Origin of the sequence: Nocardioides sp. (genome assembly GCF_041393715.1) — a bacterium.
Classification (GTDB): domain Bacteria; phylum Actinomycetota; class Actinomycetes; order Propionibacteriales; family Nocardioidaceae; genus Nocardioides.
Genome location: NZ_JAWKJQ010000004.1, coordinates 193,042 through 216,965 on the forward strand (window position 1 = coordinate 193,042; position 23,924 = coordinate 216,965).

The 23,924-nt window shown below is 73.1% G+C and carries 25 protein-coding genes, 1 tRNA gene and 2 pseudogenes; 13 read left to right on the forward strand and 15 right to left on the reverse strand.

Features of this window, described 5'->3' with window-relative positions; all coding sequences use genetic code 11:
- The first annotated feature begins 36 nt into the window (after nucleotides 1-36).
- Nucleotides 37-1,014: a magnesium/cobalt transporter CorA gene (gene corA / locus R2740_RS08040; protein WP_371302167.1), complete on the forward strand. Its 978-nt coding sequence runs from the start codon at nucleotides 37-39 to the stop codon at nucleotides 1,012-1,014.
- A gap of 21 nt (nucleotides 1,015-1,035) precedes the next feature.
- On the opposite strand, the gene R2740_RS08045 is transcribed toward corA, so the two are convergent.
- Entirely contained in the window at nucleotides 1,036-1,863 is an 828-nt protein-coding gene (locus tag R2740_RS08045) for an undecaprenyl-diphosphate phosphatase (protein WP_371302168.1), read from the reverse strand.
- Nucleotides 1,864-2,050: 187 nt separating this feature from the next.
- On the opposite strand from R2740_RS08045, the gene R2740_RS08050 reads away from it, so the two are divergent.
- Complete coding sequence (locus R2740_RS08050) at nucleotides 2,051-2,998, forward strand: aldo/keto reductase (protein ID WP_371302169.1); 948 nt, start codon at nucleotides 2,051-2,053, stop codon at nucleotides 2,996-2,998.
- A gap of 1 nt (nucleotide 2,999) precedes the next feature.
- Entirely contained in the window at nucleotides 3,000-3,239 is a 240-nt protein-coding gene (locus R2740_RS08055; protein ID WP_371302170.1) for a DUF5703 family protein, read from the forward strand.
- 18 nt (nucleotides 3,240-3,257) lie between these two features.
- Here R2740_RS08055 and R2740_RS08060 read toward each other — a convergent pair whose 3' ends face one another.
- Nucleotides 3,258-4,595, reverse strand: a complete 1,338-nt coding sequence (locus R2740_RS08060) for a M20/M25/M40 family metallo-hydrolase (RefSeq protein ID WP_371302171.1) — start codon at nucleotides 4,593-4,595, stop codon at nucleotides 3,258-3,260.
- A 96-nt stretch (nucleotides 4,596-4,691) separates the two neighbouring features.
- On the opposite strand from R2740_RS08060, the gene R2740_RS08065 reads away from it, so the two are divergent.
- Nucleotides 4,692-4,780, forward strand: a tRNA-Leu gene (locus R2740_RS08065).
- Between the two features lie 28 nt (nucleotides 4,781-4,808).
- On the opposite strand, the pseudogene ribA reads toward R2740_RS08065, so the two are convergent.
- The 7 genes and pseudogenes from ribA to R2740_RS08100 all read right to left on the reverse strand — a co-directional run.
- A pseudogene (gene ribA / locus R2740_RS08070) lies at nucleotides 4,809-5,426 on the reverse strand (GTP cyclohydrolase II); the annotation flags it as partial.
- Nucleotides 5,423-6,154 (reverse strand): RibD family protein, encoded by a 732-nt coding sequence (locus tag R2740_RS08075; protein WP_371302172.1) that lies wholly within the window; start codon nucleotides 6,152-6,154, stop codon nucleotides 5,423-5,425. The gene R2740_RS08075 and the pseudogene ribA, both read right to left, overlap by 4 nt.
- On the reverse strand, nucleotides 6,147-6,848 hold the full coding sequence (locus R2740_RS08080; protein WP_371302173.1) for a lysylphosphatidylglycerol synthase domain-containing protein: 702 nt from the start codon (nucleotides 6,846-6,848) through the stop codon (nucleotides 6,147-6,149). Before R2740_RS08080 ends, R2740_RS08075 begins: the two co-directional genes overlap by 8 nt.
- Nucleotides 6,849-7,148: 300 nt before the next feature.
- Nucleotides 7,149-7,607: a glycosyltransferase family 4 protein gene (locus tag R2740_RS08085; protein ID WP_371302318.1), complete on the reverse strand. Its 459-nt coding sequence runs from the start codon at nucleotides 7,605-7,607 to the stop codon at nucleotides 7,149-7,151.
- Nucleotides 7,604-8,125 carry a hypothetical protein gene (locus R2740_RS08090; protein ID WP_371302329.1) on the reverse strand — a complete coding sequence of 174 codons (522 nt, stop codon included), beginning with the start codon at nucleotides 8,123-8,125 and terminating at the stop codon, nucleotides 7,604-7,606. The genes R2740_RS08085 and R2740_RS08090 overlap by 4 nt, the downstream gene beginning before the upstream one ends.
- On the reverse strand, nucleotides 8,122-8,532 hold the full coding sequence (locus tag R2740_RS08095; protein ID WP_371302174.1) for a 6-pyruvoyl tetrahydropterin synthase family protein: 411 nt from the start codon (nucleotides 8,530-8,532) through the stop codon (nucleotides 8,122-8,124). The genes R2740_RS08090 and R2740_RS08095 overlap by 4 nt, the downstream gene beginning before the upstream one ends.
- Before the next feature lie 406 nt (nucleotides 8,533-8,938).
- Nucleotides 8,939-9,514 (reverse strand): annotated as a pseudogene (locus tag R2740_RS08100) (dehydrogenase); the annotation flags it as partial.
- Nucleotides 9,515-9,642: 128 nt separating this feature from the next.
- Between R2740_RS08100 and R2740_RS08105 the strand changes: the two are divergent.
- Nucleotides 9,643-11,952 carry a CDP-alcohol phosphatidyltransferase family protein gene (locus R2740_RS08105; RefSeq protein ID WP_371302175.1) on the forward strand — a complete coding sequence of 770 codons (2,310 nt, stop codon included), beginning with the start codon at nucleotides 9,643-9,645 and terminating at the stop codon, nucleotides 11,950-11,952.
- 53 nt (nucleotides 11,953-12,005) lie between these two features.
- On the opposite strand, the gene R2740_RS08110 is transcribed toward R2740_RS08105, so the two are convergent.
- The 4 genes from R2740_RS08110 to R2740_RS08125 form a co-directional block, all read right to left on the reverse strand.
- On the reverse strand, nucleotides 12,006-12,680 hold the full coding sequence (locus R2740_RS08110) for a zf-HC2 domain-containing protein (RefSeq protein WP_371302176.1): 675 nt from the start codon (nucleotides 12,678-12,680) through the stop codon (nucleotides 12,006-12,008).
- The gene (locus R2740_RS08115; protein WP_371302177.1) at nucleotides 12,677-13,186 is read right to left on the reverse strand and encodes a sigma-70 family RNA polymerase sigma factor; all 510 of its coding nucleotides are present in this window, start codon (nucleotides 13,184-13,186) and stop codon (nucleotides 12,677-12,679) included. The genes R2740_RS08110 and R2740_RS08115 overlap by 4 nt, the downstream gene beginning before the upstream one ends.
- 162 nt (nucleotides 13,187-13,348) lie before the next feature.
- Nucleotides 13,349-13,537 carry a hypothetical protein gene (locus R2740_RS08120; RefSeq protein WP_371302178.1) on the reverse strand — a complete coding sequence of 63 codons (189 nt, stop codon included), beginning with the start codon at nucleotides 13,535-13,537 and terminating at the stop codon, nucleotides 13,349-13,351.
- 135 nt (nucleotides 13,538-13,672) lie between these two features.
- Nucleotides 13,673-13,852, reverse strand: coding sequence for a hypothetical protein (locus R2740_RS08125; RefSeq protein WP_371302179.1), 180 nt, complete (start codon nucleotides 13,850-13,852; stop codon nucleotides 13,673-13,675).
- A 251-nt stretch (nucleotides 13,853-14,103) separates the two neighbouring features.
- Here R2740_RS08125 and R2740_RS08130 point away from each other — a divergent pair, with 251 nt between their 5' ends.
- The 4 genes from R2740_RS08130 (at nucleotide 14,104) to def (ending at nucleotide 16,995) form a co-directional block, all read left to right on the forward strand.
- Nucleotides 14,104-14,721 carry a LysR family substrate-binding domain-containing protein gene (locus R2740_RS08130; RefSeq protein WP_371302180.1) on the forward strand — a complete coding sequence of 206 codons (618 nt, stop codon included), beginning with the start codon at nucleotides 14,104-14,106 and terminating at the stop codon, nucleotides 14,719-14,721.
- Between the two features lie 79 nt (nucleotides 14,722-14,800).
- Entirely contained in the window at nucleotides 14,801-15,979 is a 1,179-nt protein-coding gene (gene galK, locus R2740_RS08135) for a galactokinase (protein ID WP_371302181.1), read from the forward strand.
- 72 nt (nucleotides 15,980-16,051) lie between these two features.
- The gene (locus R2740_RS08140; RefSeq protein WP_371302182.1) at nucleotides 16,052-16,339 is read left to right on the forward strand and encodes a YiaA/YiaB family inner membrane protein; all 288 of its coding nucleotides are present in this window, start codon (nucleotides 16,052-16,054) and stop codon (nucleotides 16,337-16,339) included.
- A gap of 74 nt (nucleotides 16,340-16,413) precedes the next feature.
- Nucleotides 16,414-16,995: a peptide deformylase gene (gene def, locus R2740_RS08145; protein ID WP_371302183.1), complete on the forward strand. Its 582-nt coding sequence runs from the start codon at nucleotides 16,414-16,416 to the stop codon at nucleotides 16,993-16,995.
- Between the two features lie 184 nt (nucleotides 16,996-17,179).
- Here def and R2740_RS08150 read toward each other — a convergent pair whose 3' ends face one another.
- Nucleotides 17,180-17,983 carry a TrmH family RNA methyltransferase gene (locus tag R2740_RS08150; protein ID WP_371302184.1) on the reverse strand — a complete coding sequence of 268 codons (804 nt, stop codon included), beginning with the start codon at nucleotides 17,981-17,983 and terminating at the stop codon, nucleotides 17,180-17,182.
- Nucleotides 17,984-18,037: 54 nt separating this feature from the next.
- Between R2740_RS08150 and R2740_RS08155 the strand changes: the two genes are divergently transcribed.
- Entirely contained in the window at nucleotides 18,038-18,565 is a 528-nt protein-coding gene (locus tag R2740_RS08155) for a YbhB/YbcL family Raf kinase inhibitor-like protein (RefSeq protein WP_371302185.1), read from the forward strand.
- Nucleotides 18,566-18,622: 57 nt separating this feature from the next.
- Here the strand turns inward: R2740_RS08155 and R2740_RS08160 are convergent, their stop codons facing one another.
- On the reverse strand, nucleotides 18,623-20,182 hold the full coding sequence (locus tag R2740_RS08160) for an amino acid permease (protein ID WP_371302186.1): 1,560 nt from the start codon (nucleotides 20,180-20,182) through the stop codon (nucleotides 18,623-18,625).
- A 192-nt stretch (nucleotides 20,183-20,374) separates the two neighbouring features.
- Between R2740_RS08160 and R2740_RS08165 the strand changes: the two genes are divergently transcribed.
- The 3 genes from R2740_RS08165 to R2740_RS08175 are packed head-to-tail and all read left to right on the forward strand — an operon-like array spanning nucleotide 20,375 to nucleotide 23,886.
- Nucleotides 20,375-21,115, forward strand: a complete 741-nt coding sequence (locus R2740_RS08165; RefSeq protein WP_371302187.1) for a FadR/GntR family transcriptional regulator — start codon at nucleotides 20,375-20,377, stop codon at nucleotides 21,113-21,115.
- A 37-nt stretch (nucleotides 21,116-21,152) separates the two neighbouring features.
- Nucleotides 21,153-22,514, forward strand: coding sequence for a glutamine synthetase family protein (locus tag R2740_RS08170; protein WP_371302188.1), 1,362 nt, complete (start codon nucleotides 21,153-21,155; stop codon nucleotides 22,512-22,514).
- Between the two features lies 1 nt (nucleotide 22,515).
- Nucleotides 22,516-23,886: an aldehyde dehydrogenase gene (locus R2740_RS08175; protein ID WP_371302189.1), complete on the forward strand. Its 1,371-nt coding sequence runs from the start codon at nucleotides 22,516-22,518 to the stop codon at nucleotides 23,884-23,886.
- Nucleotides 23,887-23,924: the final 38 nt, after the last annotated feature.

A 23,924-nucleotide genomic window follows, 5' to 3' on the forward strand; every position in this document is an offset into this window, starting at 1 on the left:
TTCCCCCCGACCCGTGTGCGTCGTAGCCTGCGACTCGTGATCGTCGACAGCGCGCTCTACCGCCGCGGCACCCGGGTCCCTGTCGACTGCGACACGTCCGACTTCACCCGGCTCCGGTCGCTGCTCACCGGCGACGACTTCGTCTGGATCGGCCTCCACGAGCCGACCGCCCAGGAGCTCGGCGACGTCGCCGTGGCGTTCGGACTGCACCCGTTGGCCGTCGAGGACGCCGTCAACGCGCACCAACGCCCCAAGCTCGAGCTCTACCAGGACTCGCTCTTCCTGACCGTCAAGACGCTGTGGTACGTCGACGAGCAGGACGCCGTCGAGACCGGCGAGATCAACGTCTTCATGGGTGACGACTTCGTGGTGACCGTCCGGCACGGACAGGGCGGCGCGCTGCACGCGTCGCGCGCCTACCTCGAGTCCAAGCAGCAGGTGCTCAGCCACGGCCCCTCGGCCGTCGTCTACGCCGTCTGCGACCTGGTCGTCGACGGCTACGAGTCGGTCGCGGCCGCGCTCGAGATCGACGTCGACGAGGTCGAGACCTCGGTGTTCTCCGAGCAGCGCACCCGCGACAGTGCGCGGATCTACACCCTCAAGCGTGAGATCGCCGAGGTGCGCCGGGCGGTGCTGCCGCTGCGCGACCCGCTGCGTCGGTTCGTGGCGGGCAGCGTCCCGGGCGTGGCGGTGGAGGCGGCGCCGTTCTTCCGTGACGTCGCCGACCACCTGCTCCGGGTCGCGGAGTCCATCGACGCCCTCGACAACCTGCTGTCCGCGGCGTTCGACGCCCACCTCGCGTCGATCTCCGTGCAGCAGAACGAGGACATGCGCAAGATCTCGGCGGGCGCCGCCCTGGTCGTCGTACCGACCCTGATCGCCGGCATCTACGGCATGAACTTCACGCACATGCCCGAGCTGCACTGGGCCCTCGGCTACCCGATGGCCCTGGGCATGATGGCGGCGACGTCCATCGGGCTGTGGATCGTCTTCAAGCGCTCCGGCTGGCTGTGAGGTTCCGACTCCCGACCCGGGTCAGGTCGCGGTGATGACGCCCGCCGACAGCAGCACCAGCAGCGCCCCGCCCAGCACCACGCGGTAGGGCACGAACCAGGCGATCGAGTGGTGCGCCACGAACCGCAGCAGCCACGCGACCGAGATGTAGGCCACCACGAAGCTCACCAGCGTGCCGACCACGGTCGGGCCGATGCCGATGCCGCTGCCCACGACGTCCTTGAGCTCGTAGAGACCGGCCGCGGTGAGGGCGGGGATCGACAGGAAGAAGCTGAGCCGGGTGGCGGTCACCCGGTCCAGACCACGCAGCAGGCCCACCGAGATCGTGGCGCCCGACCGGGACACGCCGGGCACCAGCGCGATGCACTGCGCCAGCCCCACGATGATCGCGTCGCGCAGCGTCAGCTCACGCTCCCCGCGCTCCTGGGTCGCCTGCCGCTCGGCCCACCACATCACCGCGCTCCACGCGATCAGGGCGCCGCCGACCCACCACAACGACCGCAGTGGGCCGGTGATCAGGTCCTTCGCGAGCAGCCCGACGATGCCGATCGGGATCGAGCCGATGATGACGAACCAGCCCATCCGGTGGTCGAAGGTGCCGCGGTACTCCGGCTTGACCAGTCCCTTGAACCACGCGGTGGCCAGCGTGACGATGTCGCTGAAGAAGTAGATCAGGACCGCGGCGATCGCGCCCACCTGGATCACGGCGGTGTACGCCGTCACGCCGGGGTCGTCCAGCGGCATCCCGAGGATCTTCTCCGTGATGGTCAGGTGGCCGGTGCTCGACACGGGCAGGAACTCGGTGAGTCCCTCCACGATGCCGAGGATGACGGCCTCGAGATAGCTCACGCGGGGTCCCCTTCGCCGGACGGTGCGCCGAGCCCACTGCCCGGTCGGCGGGTCCAGCGTAGACAGCGGACGCCCGGCTCCGAAGCCCACCCGCCCCGATGCCGGCCCCGCGCGCTCAGCGGCCTCTCAGTTCCGCGGCGCGTGCCCCTGCGCCCGCAGCCCCCGGACTGTGGCTACTCTGCACTCCATGCAGACGCGCCCCGTCGGCCGCACCGGCCTGAAGGTCTCGCGACTCGGCCTCGGGACGATGACCTGGGGGCGCGACACCGACGAGCACGAGGCGCGCGACCAGCTGGTGGCCTTCGCCGAGGCCGGTGGGACGCTCGTCGACACCGCGGCCGGCTACGGCGACGGCGCCTCCGAGACGCTGATCGGGTCGCTGCTGGGCGACGTCGTGGCCCGCGACGACGTGGTGCTCGCCACCAAGGCCGGCGTGTCCCGCCGCAGCGGTGAGCGTCGCACCGACACCTCGCGCGGCACGCTGCTGCGCACCCTGGACGCGTCGCTGCGCCGGCTCGGCGTCGACCACGTCGACCTGTGGCAGGTGCACGTGTGGACCGATGACACGCCGCTCGAGGAGACGCTGGCCGCCCTCGACACGGCGGTCTCCTCCGGCCGGACGGCGTACGCCGGCATCTCGAACTACACCGGCTGGCAGACCGCCCAGGCGGCGACCTGGCAGCGGGCGGTCCCCGGGCGAGCGCCGCTGGCCTCGACCCAGGTGGAGTACTCCCTGGTCAACCGGCGGGTGGAGGCCGAGGTGCTGCCGGCGGCTCGAGCGCTCGGGCTGGGCGTGCTGCCCTGGTCGCCGCTCGGTCGCGGGGTGCTGACCGGCAAGTACCGCTCGGGCACGCCGGCCGACTCGCGGGCCGCCTCACCGGTGTTCGAGGGCTTCGTCGGCGCCTACCTCGACGAGCGCGGCTCCCGGATCGTGGAGGCGGTCTCCAAGGCCGCCGACGGGCTCGGCTGGAGTCCGCTCCAGGTCGCCCTGGTGTGGGTGCGCGACCGCGACGGGGTCACCGCGCCGCTGGTCGGCGCGCGCACGGCGGCCCAGCTCAGGACCGCGCTGGAGGTCGAGGAGCTGAGCCTGCCCGAGGAGCTGGTGGCCGCCCTCGACGACGTGTCGGGGTCCTGAGATGGCCCCCCGCGCGGACCGGCGAGCCCCGTCGCGCGGGGTCGAGTGGGAGTTCGAGCGGCTCACCATCCCGCGCGACTTCTCCCGCGGCTTCGTGACCCGACTGCTGGTCGAGCGGGCCGAGCACGGAGGCTGGGAGCTGGACCGGGTGCGGATCGCCCCCGACGGCACCCGGCGGGTGGTGCTCCGCCGCAAGATCATCCGGTTCCGGGCACCGCTGGGGCTCCAGCCCCGGGTCTGAGGGGCCGGTCCGGCTCGGTCAGACCTCACCGAGGAACCGGTCGAAGACCCGTGCCCCGAACTCCAGCGCGTCGGTCGGCACCCGCTCGTCCACGCCGTGGAAGAGCGCGGTGAAGTCGAGGTCCTCGGGGAGCCGCAGCGGGGTGAACCCGTAGGTGCGGATGCCGAGCCGGCTGAAGTACTTCGCGTCCGTGCCGCCGCTCATCAGGTAGGGCGCCACCAGCGCGTCGGGGTCCTCCGCCAGCACCGACCGGGTGGCGGCGTCGACGACGCGCCCGGCGTAGGGCATCTCCCAGGCGGGCTCGCTGGTCACGAAGTCGTAGTCGACCCGGTCCCCGCAGAGCTCGGCCAGGGTGGCGTAGAACTCCTCCTCGTGACCGGGCAGGAAGCGACCGTCGATGTGGGCGGTGGCCTCGCTCGGGATCACGTTGACCTTGTAGCCGGCGCCGAGCATCGTCGGGTTGATGGTGTTGCGTAGCACCGCGCCCAGCATCCGCGCGGCGCCGCCGAACTCGGCCACCAGGGCCTCGGCGTTGTCCGGGGTGGCCTCGGTGCCGGCGAGCTCGGCGACGGTCGCCAGCAGCACCTCCATGGTGGGGGTGAGCCGCACCGGCCACTCGTGCCGGCCGATCCGCCCGACCGCCTCGGCGAGGGCCGTGACGGCGTTGTCGTCGTTGAGCATGGAGCCGTGCCCGGCCCGGCCGCGGGCGGTCAGCCGCATCCAGGCCATCCCCTTCTCGGCGCTCTCGAGCAGATAGAGCCGACGCCCGCGCACCGTCACGGAGAAGCCACCGACCTCGCCGACGGCCTCGGTGCAGCCCTCGAACAGGTCCGCGTGGTCGCGGAACAGCGGCAGCGCCCCCTTCGAGCCGCCGGCCTCCTCGTCGGCGGTGAAGCACAGCACCATCGGTCGGCTCGGCGTCGCTCCCGCGGCGGCGCGCGCCCGGACGACGGAGAGCAGCATCGCGTCGAAGTCCTTCATGTCGACGGCGCCGCGGCCCCACACATAGCCGTCGCGGACCTCACCGGAGAACGGGTCGACCTGCCAGTCGGAGGCCTCCGCCGGCACCACGTCGAGGTGGCCGTGGACCAGCAGCGCGTCGTCACGTGAGCCGTCGCCACCCCAGCGGGCGACCAGCTGGGTGCGCCCCGGATGGTCCTCGAGGACCTGGCACTCGATGCCGACCTCGTCGAGCAGCCCGGCGACGTACTCCGCGGCCTTCCGCTCACCCGGGCCGCTGTCGTCGCCGTAGTTGGAGGTGTCGATCCGGATCAGCTCGCTGGTCAGCGAGACCACCTCGGCAGCGGGGTCGTACGTCGCTCCCGGCGGAGCGCTGTCGGGGCTCTGGGAGGTCATGTCGGCCATCCTGACACGGCCTCGCCGGCCGGGCGGCGGGGCCACCCGCCGATGCGAGGTTCACCCCGCTGCTTTGCTACAGTCTCCTGCGCACTCGTCCGGGTGGCGGAATTGGCAGACGCGCTAGCTTGAGGTGCTAGTGCCCTTTATCGGGCGTGGGGGTTCAAGTCCCCCCTCGGACACCACACACAGGGACGGCAGGGCGAGCGTGTGCGCCGCCCGGCTGGCCTTCGCGGCGAGATAGCGCTCGTTGGTCGAGGTGAGATGCACGCCGGTGCGGACCCTCCGGGCCACCCGCACCCCGAGCTCCTCCAGCTGCCCGGCCTTGTCGGGGTTGTTGCTCAGCAGGGCGACCGACTCGTGTCCCAGGGCGAGCAGCATCTGCGCGGCCGCGGTGTAGTCGCGCTCGTCGTCGCCGAACCCCAGCGCCCGGTTGGCGTCGTAGGTGTCCAGGCCGGCGTCCTGCAGCAGGTAGGCGTCGAGCTTGGCGTAGAGCCCGATGCCACGGCCCTCCTGACGGAGGTAGAGCAGCGTCCCGCCCTCGGCATGGATGCGCTCCAGCGCCTCCTGGAGCTGCGGCCCGCAGTCGCAGCGGGCACTGCCGAGCACGTCTCCCGTCAGGCACTCGCTGTGCAGCCGCACCAGCGGCACCGGACCCGGGTCGCCCAGGCTGATCGCCAGGTGCTCGCGACCGTCGTGGAGCCCGTCGAACGTCGTCAACCGGGCCGAGACCGTGGTGCCGTCGCGGAGCTCCAGCGGTACGCCGACCACGGAGCGCACCGCGGCGGGAGGTGGGCAGACCCGCTCCTCGACGGGACGGGAGACGCTCATGCCGACTCCTCTCCGCGGCCGACCGCGCGCAGCCCGGACAGCCCCGCCGCTCGGGCGCTGAGGGCGTAGCGCAGCAGCACGACATCGCCCACCGGACGGGTGTCGAGCAGGGTGCCGCGGGCGCTGTCGCGCCACGGCAGCGGGCCGTCGTCGACCCACCGCCGTCCGCGCGAGTCGCCCACGAAGATCGGGGCCACCGCGAGGTGCAGCTCGTCGGCGAGGCCCTGGCTGAGGAACTGGGTGTGTGTGGTGCCGCCGCCCTCGACCAGCAGCCGTCGCACACCGCGCCGACCGAGGTCGTCGAGCAACGTCTCGAGCGACAGCGGCTCGCCGGCGTCGACGACGGTCGCGACCCCGCCCAGGCGCCGGCGGGTCTCTTCGGCCCGGGTCGCCGGGCAGTAGACCAGCTTGTCGACGTCGCCGAGGGCGAAGAACCGCGAGCAGGGGTCGAGTCCGGCGCGTCCGGTGAGGGTCACCTTGAGCGGCGACGACGGCAGGCCGCGCTCGCGCCGCGCCTGCCGGCGGCCGGGGCTGCGGACCAGCAGCCGAGGGTTGTCCTTGCGCACGGTGCCGGCCCCCACCAGGATCGCGTCGCAGGTCGCCCGGACCTCGTCGACGCGGTCGAGGTCGGCCGGCCCCGAGAGTCGCAGGCGGCGGGGTCGGGCGTCGTCGAGGTAGCCATCGAGGGAGATCGCGCAGGACAGCAGCACATAGGGACGGTCAGGCACGGGACATCTCCTCCGGGCTCGACGGGATGGGTGGGACCGACGCGCTGCCCCGGGTAGCCGGCGTACGCCGCCCGGCGAGCAGCAGCACCGCGCCGGGCCAGGTGGCGACCAGCGACAGCACGCCGAAGGCGACGGAGGCCTCGAGCCCGGCCGCCGCGGGGAGGCCGGCGGCCGCGAACGCCCAGGCGGCCGCGCCCTCCCGCGGCCCCCAGCCCGCCAGGTTGACCGGCAGCGCGGCCGCCACCAGCACCAGCAGGGCCACCGGCAGCAGCGGCAGCAGCGGGAGCTCGGGACTGGTCAGCCGGACGGCCAGCAGGAACACCGCGGCATGGCCGAGCGCGGCCAGCGTCGACGTGACGACGACCGGCACGAGCCGGCGACCGACCCATAGCCGGCGCAGGTCGTCGAGCAGGACGGCACGCCACCGCTCCGGGACGACCCGGAGCAGGAGCACGAGGGCCGCCACAACCGCGACCCCGGCGATCACCGTGACCCCCACCAGCGCGAAGGCCCGTCCGGCGGTCAGCGCGAGCACCGTGAGCCCGACGGCCACCAGCTGGCCGAGGGACCGCTCCCAGACGACGGCCCGCACGCCGGCGGCCGGGGCTCCCCCGTCGCGTCCGTGGCTGACGCCTCGGTGGACGTCGCCCAGCACGCGCCGGGCAGCGCCACGTTGAGGAACTGCGCGCGCCACGACCGGCCGACCGCGGCACCGAGGGTCAGCGGCAGCCCCAGCGCCGTGGAGACCACGCGCCAGCGCCAGGCCGCACAGACGGTGGTCCCGGCGGTGACGACGGTGGCCAGCAGCAGCGCCCCCGGTCCCACGGACCGCACCGCCGCGACGAACGGCTCGGGTCCGAGCCGCACCAGCAGGGCGCCCAGGATCACCAGTGCCGCCCCGGCCTGCACCAGCCCACGGCGGCTCATGACCGGCCCCCGGCGGCCAGCAGGAGCTCTTCCAGGTCGGCGACCGTCCGCCCCCAGTCGCGTCGCTTCACCCGGGCCGCCCGGGCGGCCACGCGCATCCGCTGCCGGAGCGGGGGTCGGTGAGCCAGGCGCACAGAGCCGCGGCGAGTGCCTCGGGCTCGTCCGGCGGCACGAACAGGCAGGCGTCGGGCCCGGTGCTGAGTGCCTCGCGCAGGCCGCCGACGTCGCTGGCGACCACCGGCACTCCCGCGGCGAGCGCCTCCGCGGCGACCATGCCGTAGCTCTCGTGTCGCGACGGTACGACGACCAGGTCGGCCGCGGCGTACTCCCCCGTCATCGCGCGCCGGGGCAGGGCGCCGGTCCAGGTGAAGCGGGGGGCCATGCCCTGCTGCACGTAGGCCGCGGTCACGGTCGCCGCGTGCGCGGGGTCGACCTCCAGCGAGCCGACGATCCGGCAGGTCCAGCTCACCTCGCCGAGCAGGGCCAGTGCCTCCACCAGCACGTCGTGCCCCTTGACCGGGGTCACGGCCCCGACCGAGAGCAGCCGCCCGCCACCCACGGAGCCGCCACCCACGGAGCCGCTCCCCAGCGGGGCCGCCCCCGTGCCGGGCGCGGCGACCCCACCCGGTGCGGCTCCAGGGCGTAGTGCTCCAGCAGCCACTCGCGGGTGTGCCGGCTCGTGGCGACGACCACGGCGGCCGCGTCGAGCACCCGCCCCTCCCGCGGGTCCGGGCCCACGGGGAGGTGCACCAGCGGGACCACTCGCAGGCGTCGCGCCGCGGCCACCAGCGCCCGGTCGGACAGCGAGGCCACCAGGCCGTCGACCAGGACGACCGCCCCGTCGCCGATGTCGTCCAGGACACCGGCGAGGCGCCCCTGGGCGGCCGGGTCCGCCTCCGGCCAGGGCCCGGTCACCGAGCGCTCGTGGACCTCCCAGCCGCGCGCGGCCAGCCCGCGGAGGACCTGACGGTCGTAGCTGTTGCCGCCGCTGGGACGCCGCGGGTCGTCGACGCCCGCGGGGACGACCGCGTGGACCGCCCTCACGAAGGCGTCACCGACCGTTCGTAGCTGGCCCAGGCCTGGGGCGTCTCGCGCAGCGTCACGCCGATCGCGGTCAGCCGGGTCGGGGCGGTCGGCCCCAGCGCACCCTCGGCCACCCCGGCCGCCAGCCGGTCGGCGACCTCCCGGGCCAGCACCTCGGTGGTGGTGTTGCGGCCGGCCAGGCCGGGCTCCTCGTCGAGGTTGCGGTAGCGCAGCGGGTCGAGCACCTCCGCGAGCAGCCGGGCGGCCGCGCCCAGGTCGACGACGATGCCGTCGTCGTCGAGACCGGCGGCGCGGAAGGTGGCCTCCACCACGTAGGTCGCGCCGTGCAGGCGCTGGGCCGGTCCGAAGACCTCGCCGCGCAGGCTGTGGGCGACCATCAGGTGGTCGCTGACGGTCACTCCGAACACGGCGCCTCCTGGTCGTAGGACACCAGCTGGCAGCGCCCCGAGGAACCGGTGGCCGCCAGCGCCGCCATGGTCTCGGGGAGCTCGGCGAAGGGGTCGGCCCGGCGAGCAGGGCGTCGAACGCGGGGTCGGCGAGCAGTCGCAGTGCCAGGGCGAGCCGGTCGGCCGTCGACCGGCTGTCGCGGCGGGCCGGCGACACGGCGCCCACCTGGCTCGACCGCACCGTGAGCCGTCGGGAGTGGAAGTCGCTGCCGAGCCGCAGCCGCACCTCGGAGTCGCCGTACCAGCTGACGTCGACGACCGTGCCCTCCGGCCGCAGCAGCTCCAGCGACCGTTGGAGGCCCGACCCCGTGGCGCTGGCGTGCACCACCAGGTCCAGGTCGTGGGGCGCCTCGTCGGGGTGCGCGAAGCCGACCCCCGCCGCCGCGGCCGCCCCGGCCCGGGATCGGTCCACGTCGACGAGGGTCACCTCGACCCCGGGGACGCGGGCGAGCAGCAGTGCCGCGCAGAGGCCGACCATCCCGGCGCCGACGACCGCCACCCGGTCGCCGACGAGGGGGGCGGCATCCCACAGGGCGTTGACGGCGGTCTCGACGGTCCCGGCCAGCACCGCTCGCGCCGCCGGCACGCCGGGCGGCACCGGCACCACGCTGTCGGCCGACACGACGTAGGCGGTCTGGTGGGGGTAGAGGCAGAACACCGTCTGCCCCAGCAGCCGGTCCGGCCCCTGCTCGACCCGACCGACGTTGAGGTAGCCGTACTTCACCGGTCCCGGGAAGCCGCCCTCCTGGAACGGCGCCCGCATCACGGCGTACTGGTCCTCGGGGACCCGGCCGCGGAACACGAGCAGCTCGCTCCCCCGGCTGACGCCCGAGTGCAGGGTCCGGACCAGCACCTCGTCGGCGCCGGGGGCGGGCAGCTCGGTCTCCCGGATCTCGCCCTCACCGGGGCGGCGCAGCCAGTAGGCACGCGCGCGTCCGGCCATCCCACCCTCCCGTCGTGCTGCCGGTGCCGGCCGGCCCCCGGTCCGGGGCGCCCGCGTCGGCCAGGCGGGTTGAACCGGGGAACGACGCCGCACGTCGTCTGTCTGGTACGGAGTACTACGGAGGCCAGGTGCGAGAGGTTCAATCGGTCGCGGGACCGGCCGCGGGGCTGTCCCTGTTGCTCGCCGCGCTCGGGCTCGGCGGCGCCGTGGGTCCGGTCGGCGTCACCGCCGGGGCGCTCACCGGGGCCGCGGTCGTCGGCCTCTTCGCGGTCGGCCTCGGCCGCAGCGGCGCCACGAGCGTGGGACCGCCGAACGCCGTCACACTGGCTCGGGCGCTGCTGACCAGCGGCGTCGTGGCCCTGACGGTCGAGGAGCTGGCCGGCGGCACCGGCGCGCGTGCCACGCTCACGGCGTTCGCCGCGGTGGCGCTGCTCCTCGACGGCCTCGACGGCTGGGTCGCGCGGCGCACGGGGTCGGCGACCGCGCTCGGCGCGCGCTTCGACATGGAGGTCGACGCGCTGCTGATCCTGGCCCTCAGCGTGACCGCCGCGCATGACCTCGGGTGGTGGGTCCTGCTCCTGGGCGCGGCGCGCTACCTGCTGTGGGCGGCGACCGGTTTCGTGGGGTGGCTCCGTGCGCCCTCGCCGCCGCGGAGGTGGGCCAAGACGGTCGCCGCGACGGTCGGGGTCTGCCTCACGGTGGCGGTGTCGGGGCTGCTCCCCGACGCGGTGTCGCGGCTGGCGCTGGCCGGCTGCCTGGCGCTGCTCGCGGAGTCGTTCGGGCGGCAGGTCTGGTGGCTGCGCCGGCACCGGTCGACGGCACCGGCGGGAGCGCTGCCGGCCGCCGCGGCCGGTGCCACGGCGCTCGCCCTGACCCTGGTCTGGGTGGTGCTGTCGGTGCCCGCACGGGCGACCCAGCTGGTCCCCGAGGCACTGCTGCGGATCCCGGTGGAGGCGTTGGTCGCGGTCGGGGTCGCGCTGGTGCTGCCCGGCCGCGGGGCGCGGGCCTGGGCGTGGGTCACCGGCGTGCTGCTCGGAGTGGTGGTGTTCCTCAAGGCCGCCAACCTCGGCTTCACCGCCGTCCTCGACCGGCCCTTCGACCCCCTCAACGACCGCTTCTACGTCGGCCCGGCGATCGGCGTCCTGGAGGACTCGGTGGGGACCACCCGAGCGGTCGTCTGGCTGCTTCTGGGCCTCGCCGGCACCCTCGCGGTGCTGGTCCTGCTCCCCCTGGGGCTGGCGCGGGTCCAGCGTGTCGCGCGCGGTCACCGGGCGGTCGCGGGGGCAGCGATCCTGGTGCTCGGCCTCGGCTGGTCGGCTGCTCGGGCGGCCGACGTACGCCTGGACCCGCGGGTGCCGGTCGCGTCGACCAGCTCCGCCGACCTGGCGGTCGACCAGGTCGGTCACCTCCGGGCCGACCTGCGCGACCGCGAGCGGTTCGCGGCCGAGATCCGCGACGACCGCTTCGCCGGTGCACCCGACGACGCCCTGCTGGCGGGGCTCCGTGGCCACGACGTGCTGCTGGTGTTCGTGGAGAGCTACGGTCGCGTCGCCCTCACCGACCCGGAGCTCTCGCCGGGTGTCGAGGCGGTCCTGGACGACGGCACCGAGGAGCTGGCCTCGGCCGGCTACGACATGCGCAGCGCCTACTTCACCTCCCCGACCTTCGGTGCCGCCAGCTGGCTCGCGCACTCCACCCTCCAGTCCGGCCTGTGGGTCGACAGCCAGCAGCGCTACAACCAGCTCCTGCTGGAGCCTCGGGTGACCCTGTCCGACGCGTTCCGGCGGGCCGGGTGGCGCACCGTCTTCGACCTGCCCGCCGTGACCGAGGCGTGGCCGCAGGGCGAGGGGTTCTACCACTACGACCGCCTCTACGACGCCAGCGACGTGGGCTACCGCGGGCCGGCGTTCAGCTATGCCACCATGCCCGACCAGTACACCTTGTCGGCCTTCCGCCGGCTGGAGCTGACCGAGGGTCCGCGGCCGCGCGTGATGGCCGAGATCGACCTGGTCTCCAGCCACCATCCGTGGACCCCGCTGCCGCAGCTCGTGCCCGAGGACCAGGTCGGCGACGGCTCCATCTTCGACGGGATGCCCGAGGCGGGACCGACGCCCGAGGAGGTCTTCGCCGACCCCGAACGCGTCCGCCGGCAGTACGCCGCCTCGCTGGTCTACTCCTGGGAGTCGCTGGTGTCCTTCCTGCGCGAGGACGCCGACCCGGACCTCGTGGTCGTGGTGCTGGGTGACCACCAGCCGCACAGCTATGTCACCGGGCCGGACCCCGGCCATGACGTGCCGGTGTCGGTCATCGCCCGTGACCCGGGGGTGATCCGGCGGATCGAGGCGTGGGATTGGGACCCGGGACTGCGTCCGACGCCGGACGCACCGGTGTGGCGGATGGACCGGTTCCGCGACGCCTTCTTCGACGCGTTTGAGTGACCGCCGGCGGCCTCGGCCGGGTCGGGCTCAGCGGTCGGCCTCAGCGGTCGGTCTCAGCGGTCCAGGTGCAGCAGCAGCGCGCCCGAGTCGTCGGTGACCATCACCTCGGTGATGTCGTCGGCGGTCACCGCGGTGGCGGCGGACAGCTGCATGGTCGGGGCGGCCACCTCCTTCCAGGTGGCGACCTGCTGCGGCCCGTCGGGTGTCTCCAGGACCAGGTGATAGACGGGAGGGGTGTCGTGCCACGTCTCGTCGTCATCGTCGTAGTGACAGGTCAGCTCGACCTTCGTGCCCCAGCCGACCGAGGTGAGCGCGACCTCCGCCCGCATCCGCACCCCGGACTCGGGCCGCAGCGGGTCGGCGGCGACGCGGGAACCGGTCGTCGGCGGGGGCTGCTCCCGGCTCGCGAACGACGCCCCGGCGACGGCGCCGCCGGTCACCAGGGCCGCCGCCGCGGCCACGCCCGCCACCCACCGGCGGCCGCGGCGACGGCGCAGGTCGTGGGTGATCGCCGCGAGGCTGCCCTCGGGCATCCGCTCCTGCTGGTCGGACCCGTCCCAGACATCGGCCTCCACCTTGGCCAGGAGACCGGACAGCCCGGCCAGCTCGCGGACCGCGTCGGCGCAGGCGGCACACCCGGCGAGATGGCGTTCGAACTCCAGCCGCTCCGCCGACGAGAGCGCCCCCAGGACGTAGGCGCCGTCGAGGTGGGACATCGGACAGCTCATGCGGTCACCCCCCGTTCCTCGAGGGCCAGCCGCAGCGCGCGCATGGCGTAGTGGGTCCGGGACTTCACCGTGCCCTCCGGGATGCCGAGCTGGCGGGCCGCCTCGGCGACGGAGCGGCCGCGCAGATGGCACTCCCGCAGCACCGCCTGGTGCTCCGCGGACAGCTGGGTGAGGGCATCGGCGACCAGCCAGGAGGTGAGGAGCTGGTCGGTGCGGTCAGGCTCGCCCTGCTCGGGGACCTCTGCGGTGGGCGTCTCGCGGTGGTGACGGCGCGACCGCCACTCGTCGATGGTCAGGTTGCGGGCGACGGTGAACAGCCAGGCCCGCACCGCGCCGGGGCCGCCCTCGAGCGCCTCGACGTGACGCACCGCGCGGAGCATCGTCTCCTGCACCAGGTCCTCGGCGCGGCTGCGGTCGTAGGCCGTCAGCTTGAGGCAGAAGCGCCACAGCGCGTCGGCGTGCTCGGCGTGGAGCTCGCGCAGCAGCTGGTCGGACTGCGGCTTCATGTCACCTCCCATCCGGGTCAACGATGGCAGGTGGCGCAGGGTTCAATGCGCTCGGCGCGGGACCGGGCTGCCCGGCGTGCCGGCGTACCGAGGCGACGGAGCGCGCGGTCGGGCCGGTGGCCGCCCCGGGGAGGGGCGACCACCGGCGGACCGAGCCGAGGCTCAGTGCCAGGTGGGAATCAGCTGGTCGGCGGCGTCGCGCGGCGCGGGCACCTCCACCGTGCCGAAGACCTCGTCCCGGCAGGTGCGGCAGTAGGCCACCTGTCGGAACGCCACCGATCGCAGCGTCGCCTCGTTGCTGGCGACCGTCTCACCACAGTTGGTGCACTCATACATACGCATCTCGACCATCCCCCATGAATGGTGTTTCCGCCTGCGGACAGGCGACCCGAGTAGTTGCACAGACCCGCATTCAGTCAACGTCCGTCCGGAGAACCGGTCAAGGACGCGAGGGGGAGGTATAGACCACCCGGTTGCCGAGCCGCCCTAGACCGCCTCGGGGTGGATCAGGTCGTCGGCGGCCACCCGGGGCGACGGCACCACCACCGCCATCAGCTCCTCGAAGCAGGGCCGGCAGTAGGCGACCTGGCGGAAGGCCACCGAGCGGAGCGCCGCCTCGTGTCGAGGCACGGCCGTCGCGCAGGTGGCGCAGGTGTAGGTGTTCATCCAGTTGTCCCCATGTCCAGTCCTCGCCCGTGGTACCGGCCCGAGCCCGGCGTGGTCTAGCCCGGCCATCCAACCCGCCGGTCCGGGCCCCGGTCAAGGCGACCCGGCGCGTGTCGCGGCGCCCGGTCAGCCCGGCGTCACGAGGGTGTCACCGGGGCGTCATCCCACCAACCTCAGGCGACCCAGCCGCCCCAGTACACGGTCTGCTCGGCGCGCCGGGCACCCGCGGGGACGTGGCCTAGGCTCGACGCGTGCAGCAGCGCTCGCAAGGGTTCTCCGGCCCCCCGGCCGCCGGCCTCCGCCTGGGGTTCGTCACCGGCGCCACCCCCGACCGGTGGGCGGCCCGCTGGCGGGAGCGCTACCCCGCGGAGCCCCTGGAGCTGGTGCCGGTCACCGAGGCGGAGCAGGAGACGCTGCTGCGTCAGGGCGACCTCGACGCCGCCTTGGTCCGTGAGCCGGTGCACCGGGCCGGCCTGCACCTGGTGCACCTCTACGACGAGCAGCCGGTCGTCGTGGTGCCGGCCGACCACGTGCTCACCGCCTTCGAGCGGGTGGACCCGGCCGACCTCGCCGACGAGCAGCACGTCCTGCCCGCACCGGCCGCGCTCACGCTGCGCGAGCCCCAGCTCGACTTCCCGGCGATGACGCAGCGGGAGGCGGTCGAGGTGGTCGCCTCGGGTGCCGGTGTCGCGGTGCTGCCGATGTCGGTCGCCCGGCTGCTGCACCGACGGGACGTGACCTACCGGCCGGTCGACGGTCTCGAGCCCACCGGCGTCGGCCTGGCCTGGCTCGTGGAGCGCGACGACGAGCAGCTGCAGCGTCTCGTGGGCGTGGTGAAGGGCCGGACCGCGCGCTCCTCGCGCGGCTGAGGCCTGCCCCGGTCAGCCGGCCCCGGTCGGCCTGCCCCGGTCTGCCCGGCGCGGTCGGTCGCTTCACTAGGCTGCCGCCGTGCAGCTGCTCGAGCCCTCCACGCCCCGCGAGAGGTGCGACCGGGTGGCGGGCGCGTTCGCGGCGGCGCTCGGGCGCGACCCGGACCGGGTGGCGATGGCTCCGGGGCGGGTCAACCTGATCGGCGAGCACACCGACTACAACGCCGGACTGTGCCTCCCGGTGGCACTCCCCCACGCCACCTACGCAGCGCTCGGACGTCGCGACGACGACCGGGTCACGGTGCGCAGCGCTCAGGTCGCCGACGCATGGGAGGGCGGGCCGGACGAGCTCGGGCCGGGGCGGGTCGCCGGGTGGCCGGCGTACGTCGTGGGGGTGCTGTGGGCCCTCGCCGAGGACGGGCTGGTCCCCGCACTGTCTGGCCTGGACGTGGTCGTCGACAGCACCGTGCCGGTCGGCGCCGGCCTCAGCAGCTCCGCGGCGCTGGAGTGCGCCGTCGCCGTCGGCGTCCTCGAGCTGCTCGGCGTCCCCCTCGACGCGGAGGTGCGCGAGCGCGTGGTGCGCGCCTGCGTGCGGGCCGAGACGGAGGTGGCGGGGGCGCCCACCGGAGGCCTCGACCAGACCATCTCGGTGTTCGCCGAGGAGCAGGCGGCGCTGCTCCTCGACTTCGACGACCACTCCCGGCGCACCGTCCCACTGCCGCTCGCGGAGCACGACCTGGCCCTGCTCGTCATCGACAGCACCGTCCGGCACGCCCTCGTCGACGGCGGATACGCCGCCCGCCGGGCCGACTGCGAGCAGGCCGCGGCGCTGCTCGGCCTCTCGTCGTTGCGGCACGCCGACCTCGCCGCCGTCGGGTCCTTGACCGACGACCGGCTGCGTCGTCGGGCCCGGCACGTGGTCACGGAGATCGCCCGGGTCGAGTCCACGGTGGCGGCGGTGGGGAGTGGAGACTGGGAGGGGGTGGGTCGGCTGTTCAGCGAGTCCCACGCCTCGCTCCGCGACGACTACGAGGTGTCCTGTGCCGAGCTCGATGAGGCCGTGCGGCTGGCCGAGGAGGCCGGTGCCCTGGGTGCCCGGATGACCGGCGGTGGCTTCGGAGGCTCCGCGGTGGCGCTGGTCCCCGCCGGTCGGTTCGAGGTCGTCGCCGAGACCGTCGTCCGGGGCGTGACGGCGGCCGGGCACGCCACCCCTCGGCTGCTGCGCGCTGACCCGTCGGGGCCGGCCCGGCGGTGCTGAGCCCCGCTACTCATCTGGACCGGGTAGCCGCCCCGACGCCGCGCGGCACCCGCCCCGGACATGCTCTGCGACATGAGCACTCCGACCACCCCTCGCAACACCAACGGCTTCGCGCTGCAGGCTGGGATCGCGTTCGTGACCGCCCTGTTCGCCATGATCCTCGCGATCTATTTGATGGACGGAGACGTGTGGATCAGGGCCTTCCTCGCCCTGGGCACCGTCTTCCTCGTCACCTCCTCGTTCACCCTGGCCAAGGTGGTGCGCGACGCACAGGAGGAGACCTACGTGATGGCCCGCCTGGACCGCGCCCGCCTGGACAAGCTGCTCTCGGAGCACGACCCGTTCCAGCCGCAGGTCTGACCGGCTCCCCTTCCGTGACGGGGCCCTGACCACCCGGTCGAGGGCCCCGTTGCCGTGTCCTAGGATCTCGCGTCATGGCCACGCCGTCCCCCGCTGCGCGTGCCGTCCTCCCCGAGGGCGGCACGGTGCGCCCCATCACCCGGTGGGGGGCCGACGTGATGCACCGTCCGCAGCAGCCCGTGACGTCGTACGACGAGGAGCTGAGGCAGCTGGTGGCCGACATGACGGCCACCATGTACGCCGCCGACGGCGTCGGCCTCGCCGCCTGTCAGATCGGGGTCGACCGGGCCGTGTTCGTCTTCGACTGCCCCGACGAGTCGGGCACCTATGTCGCGGGCGTGGTCTGCAACCCGGTGGTCACCCTGCCGGAGGGCAGGGAGCGTCACCTCGACGAGGCGGAGGAGGGCTGCCTGTCCTACCCCGGGGCCTTCGTCGACTGCGCCCGGCCCGACGTCGCCAGCGTCACCGGCACCGGTCTCGACGGCGAGCCGGTCAGCTACGCCGGCGACGGCCTGCTCGCCCGCGCCCTGCAGCACGAGACCGACCACACCCTCGGCACCGTCTTCGGCGACCGGATCGGCGACAAGGCCCGCAAGAAGCTCCGCAAGGCCCACGACAAGGCCGCCGACGACTACCCCCCTGGCTGGCCCGCCTGACCGCGACATGCCGGAAATGGCCACCCGACATGCCGGAAATGGCCTCCCGACATGCCGGAAATGGCTCCGCGAAAGTGCGCGCCAGGGGGCCGGCTGGCGCGGAACGGCCGTCCGCGACATCTCGCGGGACCATTTCACGCATGTCGCGGGACCATTTCACGCATCTCGCGGGACCATGTGGTGGTCAGCGGCGCTGGGCGACGTAGCAGGCCACGGCGCAGGCGGCGGCCACGTTGAGGGAGTCCACGCCCTGCTGCATCGGGATCATCGCGCGACGGTCGGCGGACGCCTGCCAGCGGCTCGAGAGGCCGTGCCCCTCCGTGCCGAGCACCAGGGCGATCCGGTCGAGGCCGGCCACCCCCTCCTCCAGCGGTACGGCGTCCTCGGCGAGCGTCAGCGCCACGGTGGTGAACCCCCGCGACGACAACGCCGGCAGGGCGTCGTACCAGTCGTCGAGGCGGGTCCACGGCACCGCGAACACCGCGCCCATCGCGACCTTCACGGCGCGGCGATACAGCGGGTCCGCGCAGCGCGGTGAGAGCAGCACGGCGTCGACCCCGAGTGCCGCACCGGAACGGATGATCGCGCCCACGTTGGTGTGGTCGACCACGTCCTCGAGCACGAGCACCGTCCGGGCGCCGGAGAGCACCTCGCCGACCGACGGAAGCGGCCGTCGCTCCAGCGACGCGAGCGCACCGCGGTGGACGTGGAAGCCGGTGACCTGCTCGGCCAACGCCTCGGACACGACGTAGCACGGCGCCGTTGAGGGCTCCAGCACGTCGGCCAGCCCGTCGAGCCACCGCGGCGCCATCAGGAACGACCGAGGGCGGTAGCCCGCCTCCACCGCCCTGCGGACGACCTTCTCCCCCTCGGCGAGGAACAACCCGTGCTCGGCCTCGAGGTGGCGGCGCAACGCCACGTCGCGCAGGTCGCGATAGTCGACCAGCCGTGGGTCCGCGGGGTCATCGACGGGGATCAGCTCTGCCACGCGCCCCATCATCGCGGGTGGTCGGCGTGGGTCGCCCGGACTATCGTCCGAGGCATGAGCATCGAACGCCCCGTGGCCCCGAACCCCTATGACCTGCTGCCTGCCACCGAGTCCTTCTCGATCACCAGCACCGACGTGGCGGAGGGCCAGCCGCTCAACGACGACCAGGTCGCCGCCGCCGGCAACACCTCGCCGCAGCTGTCCTGGTCCGGCGCGCCCGAGGGCACCCGGTCCTACACCGTCACCTGCTTCGACCCCGACGCGCCGACCCCCAGCGGATTCTGGCACTGGGTGCTGGTCGACCTGCCCGCCGACTGCACGTCACTGCCAGCCGGCGCCGGCGCCGAGGGCGCCACGCTCCCCGGGGCCGCGTTCATGTGCCGCAACGACGGCGGCCCGAAGGCGTTCATGGGCGCCGCCCCGCCCGAGGGCGACATGGTGCACCGCTACTACTTCGTCGTGCACGCCGTCGGCGAGGACTCCTTGGGGGTCGACTCCGATGCCTCGCCCGCCGTGGTGTCGTTCAACCTGGCGTTCAAGACTCTCGGCCGGGCGATCCTGCACGGCACCTACCAGCACTGACCTACCAGCACTGAGTGGGACCCGCCCGGCTCCCGGGCCGGGCGGCGTCCCCGTGACTCAGGTCGTGAAGTCCTCGGGCGGGAGCTCGCCCTCCAGTTCGGAGCTGCCGTAGTGCTCGACGGTCGGGTCGCGGTGCAGGCCGCCACTCATGGCGTACTCCTCTTCGGGGGACAGCACCAACCGGTGCCGGCCGAAGAGGGCGAAGGCCAGCAGGGCGAGCGCGTAGACCACGGCGATGGCGATGATCGCCTTGCGGAAGTCGGGGTTGATGAACAGCCCGACGAAGGTGACCGCGGCGATCAGCCCGGCCACGGCGGCGCCCGCCGTCCCGAACGGGCTGACATAGGGGCGCGTCGCGCTGGGGAACTTCTGCCGGAGCAGCACGTAGGAGACCATCTGCAGGATGTAGGCCAGCACGGCGCCCCAGACGGCGATGTTGAGCACGATCGCGTTGGCCGTGGCCGCGAGGCTCTCGCTGTGCCGAGCGATGAAGTCCACCACCACCAGGACGATGAAGCCGAAGACCGCCCCCGCGATGAGTGCGACGTGCGGAGTCTTGCGCGCGCTGGTGATGGACAGCGCCTTCGGGTAGTAGCCGGCCCGCGACAACGAGTAGATGTTGCGACCGTAGGCGAACATGATCCCCTGCAGGCTGGCGAGCAGCCCGATCAGTGCGAACAGCGCGAGGACCGCCGCCCAGTTGTCCGGAAGGAACGCCCGGAAGCCGTCGAGTAGCGGCTCGCCCGACGTTCGGATCGCCTCCGACCCCGTCACGGCGGGATTGAGGAAGAGCACCAGCACGGCGCACGCCACGAGCGTGAGCATGCCGACGATGCCGGCCCGGGGGATGTCGCGGCTCGGGTCGTGGGCCTCCTCCGCGGCGAGCGGCAGCTCCTCGATACCGAGGAAGAACCACATGGCGAACGGCAGCGCGTAGAGCACGCCCTTCCACCCCAGCGGCAGGAACCCGTCGCCATCGGAGAGGTTGTTGAGCTGGCCGAAGTCGACGGCGCCCTTGACGAAGGCGAGCAGGGCGAAGAGCACCAGGATCCCGATGGAGATCACGGCGACGCCGATGGCGAACTTGAACGAGATCTCGGCTCCGGCGGAGTTCAGCCCGACGAAGACGACGTACAGCACCAGCCACCAGATCCACATGTGGCTGCTGAGGTCGAGACTGATCAGCTGCTTGGTGGCCTCGTTGGCGTAGCCGGCCGAGAAGAGCACGATCACGCCGGTGGTGAAGACGTACTCGATGGTCTCGGCCAGGCCGGTGATGAACCCGCCCCACGGCCCCATCGAGGCGCGAGCGAACGAGTAGGCGCCTCCCGTGTGCGGCATCGCGGCGGACATCTCACCGATCGAGAAGAGCATGCCGAAGTACATGACGATGATGACGAGCGTGGCGACCAGCAGGCCACCCCAGCCGGCCTGGTCGAGGCCGAAGTTCCAGCCCGAGAAGTCGCCGCTGATGACCGCGGCGACACCGATGCCCCAGAGCCCCCAGAAGCCGGCGCTGCGCTGCAGCTGCCGCTTGTCGAAGTAGTCCGCACCCGCGTGGGTGTAGGTGACGCCGCCAGTCACGGCCTGCCCCGGCTTGTTGGGATTGTCGGCCACGGTTGTGGTCCTCTCGTGCGTGCCTTCGGTCAACGAGACGGTGTACGCCGCGCCGGAAGGCCCCGAACAGCCTTCGAGATGCGGGTTGGTCGGGAGGTTAGACCCGTGGGGAATCTCACGTCCAGAGTCCTGGACAAATTGGTTTGAACTCAGACCTTTGCCACGCTGGGACGACATGCCAGACTGCCACCTGTGACTGCCGACACCCCTCACGACCTGGGCCTCACCGAGGTGGTCCTGCGGCCGGTGCGCGGGCATCACGCGTTCGAGGCGTGCGTCGAGCAGCTCGGCACCCTGATCCGGCTCGGCGTCTACCCGCTCGGCACCACCCTGCCGAGCGAGCGGGTGCTGGCCGACCGGCTGCACGTGTCGCGAGCCACGCTCCGCGAGGCCATGGCGGCCCTCCGCGAGGCCGGCCTGGTCGAGACCCGGCGCGGGCGAGGCGGCGGCACGGTCGTCACCATGCGCCCGCGCACCCCCTCGGCGCGCAGGGCGGCCCGGATCACGCCCGCGCAGCGCGCCGACTGGGCCGACGCCCTGGAGTTCCGCGGCCTGGTCGAGCCCGGCGCCGCCCACCTGGCGGCGCAGCGCGAGCTCTCCGCCTCGGAGCGGCACCAGCTCGAGGCCGCCCACGAGGCGGTGGCCACGGCCAGCACCCGCGCGACCCACCGGCAGGCAGACTCGCGCTTCCACCTGACCATCGCTGCGCTCACCCGGTCGCCGCGCACCATCGACGCGGTGACCTCGGTGCAGGCGAGTCTGCACGAGATGCTCAGCGCGATCCCGGTCCTGGAGACCAACATCAGCCACTCCGACCGGCAACATCTCGCGGTGCTCAAGGCCATCCTCGCGGGGCGCGCCGAGCGCGCCCGGGCGGCGATGGAGGAGCATTGCGACGACACCGCTGCCCTGCTGCGTGGTCTGCTCGGATGAGCCCCACGCGACCCCGCCACCGGACGAGAGGCCCACGATGACGGCACCCAACGAGCGCTACCTCACGATCGACGCCCTGACCGACCTGATCGTCGAGGGCGAGATCGACACGGTGGTGCTGGCCTTCACCGACATGCAGGGCCGGCTCCAGGGCAAGCGTCTGCACGGGGCGTACTTCCTCGACGTGGCCCTCGACCACGGCACCGAGGGCTGCAACTACCTGCTCGCCGTCGACGTCGACATGAACACCGTCGGCGGCTACGCGATCTCCTCGTGGGAGCGTGGCTACGGCGACATGGAGTTCGTGCCCGACTGGGACACGCTGCGGCGGCTGACCCATCTCCCCGGCACCGCCATGGTGCAGTGCGACCTGGTCTGGCTCGACCACGCCCCCGTGCTGCAGTCGCCGCGCAGCGTCCTGACCCGTCAGCTGGAGCGCCTCGACGAGCGCGGCTGGCAGGCCCTCGCCGGCACCGAGCTCGAGTTCATCCTGTTCGACACCACCTACGAGGACGCCCACCGGCAGCGCTACCACGACCTCACCCCGGCCAACCAGTACAACATCGACTACTCGATCATCGGCACCACTCGCGTCGAGCCGCTGCTGCGTGACATCCGCAACCACATGTACGCCGCCGGGATGGACGTCGAGGGAGCCAAGGGTGAGTGCAACCTGGGGCAGCACGAGATCGGTTTCCTCTACGCCGACGCGCTGACCACCGCCGACAACCACAGCGTCTACAAGACCGCCGCCAAGGAGATCGCCAGCCTGCACGGCAAGGCGATCACCTTCATGGCCAAGTACAACGAGCGCGAGGGCAACTCCTGCCACATCCATCTGTCGTTGCGCGGCACCGATGGCTCAACGGTGTTCTGGGAGGACGGCGCCCGAACACCGCTCTACGACCACTTCATCGCCGGCGTCCTCGCCACGATGCGGGAGCTCACCCTGCTCTACGCGCCCAACATCAACTCCTACAAGCGCTACGCGGCCGGGTCGTTCGCGCCGACCGCCGTGGCCTGGGGCCTCGACAACCGCACGTGTGCGGTCCGGCTCGTCGGTCAGGGCCCGAGCGCCCGCATGGAGAACCGGGTGCCCGGCGGCGACGTCAACCCGCACCTGGCACTGGCCGCGATGCTCGCCGGCGGGCTGCACGGCATCGACCAGGAGCTGGCACTCGAGGACGAGCTGGTCGGCAACGCCTACGACGCCGACAAGCCGCACGTGCCGGCGACGCTGCGCGAGGCACGCGACCTCTTCCACGAGTCCGAGGTGGCCCGGACCGCTTTCGGCGACGAGGTGGTCGACCACTACACCAACATGGCCGACGTCGAGCTGGCGGCGTTCGAGTCCTCGGTGACCGACTGGGAGCGCTTCCGGTCCTTCGAGAGGATGTGACATGACCGAAGCCCCGGGGACCGGCCACACCGTGCTCAGCCCGGTGACGGAGCTGCCCATCGCCGAGGTTCCCTCCACCTCGCTCGCCGACACCGACGCCGCGATCGAGCGCGCGCAGGAGGCCTTCGCGAGCTGGCGGGCGGTGCCGCCGGGCGAGCGGGCCCGGATGCTGCGCGCCTTCGCCGCGGTCGTCGACGCCCACGTCGAGGAGCTGGCCCGGCTGGAGGTCTCCAACTCGGGACACACCATCGGGAACGCCCGCTGGGAGGCCGGCAACGTCCGCGACTGCCTGAACTACTACTCCGCCGCCCCCGAGCGGTTGTTCGGGCGGCAGATCCCGGTCCCCGGCGGGCTCGACGTGACGTTCCACGAGCCCCTCGGCGTCGTGTCGGTGATCGTCCCCTGGAACTTCCCGATGCCGATCGCCGCGTGGGGGTTCTCGCCCGCGCTGGCCGCCGGCAACACCGTGGTGCTGAAGCCCGCCGAGCTGACCCCGCTGACGGCGATCCGTATCGGCGAGCTGGCTCTCGAGGCCGGCCTCCCCGAGGGCGTCCTGACCGTGCTCCCCGGGAAGGGCTCGGTCGTCGGACAGCGCTTCGTCACCCATCCGCTGGTCCGCAAGGTGACCTTCACCGGCTCCACCGAGGTCGGCAAGCAGATCATGGCCGGCTGCGCCGACCAGGTGAAGCGGGTGACCCTCGAACTGGGCGGCAAGAGCGCCAACATCGTCTTCGGCGACACCGACGTGCAGCGGGCCGCGGCCCAGGCTCCCGGCGGGGTCTTCGACAACGCCGGCCAGGACTGCTGCTCCCGGTCGCGGATCCTGGTGGAGCGGCGGGTCTACGACGAGTTCCTCGGCAGGTTCGAGCAGGCCGTGAAGGCCTTCCGGGTGGTCGACCCCGAGCAGGAGGACAGCGAGATGGGACCGCTGATCTCGCTCGACCACCGCGCCTCGGTGCAGGGATACGTCCAGGAGGCGATCGTCGCCTTCACCGGCAGCTGCCCGACCGGCCCGGGCTACTGGCACCCACCCACGGTCGTCGAGGCGCGCAGCACCGACGAGCGGATCTGGCGGGAGGAGGTCTTCGGCCCGGTCGTCGCGGTGATGCCGTTCGACGACGAGGAGGAGGCGATCGCGCTGGCCAACGACTCCGACTACGGCCTGTCCGGGTCGATCTTCACCGACGACCTGGCCCGGGGCCTGCGCGTCGCGCGTGGCGTGGAGGCCGGCAACCTCTCGGTCAACAGCCACTCCTCGGTGCGCTACTGGACGCCGTTCGGCGGCTACAAGCAGTCCGGCCTGGGCCGGGAGCTCGGCCCCGACGCCCCGCAGGCGTTCACCGAGGAAAAGAATGTGTTCATCGCTCACTGAGCTCCGCCCACCCGGGCACACACCCTGAAAGGAACCCC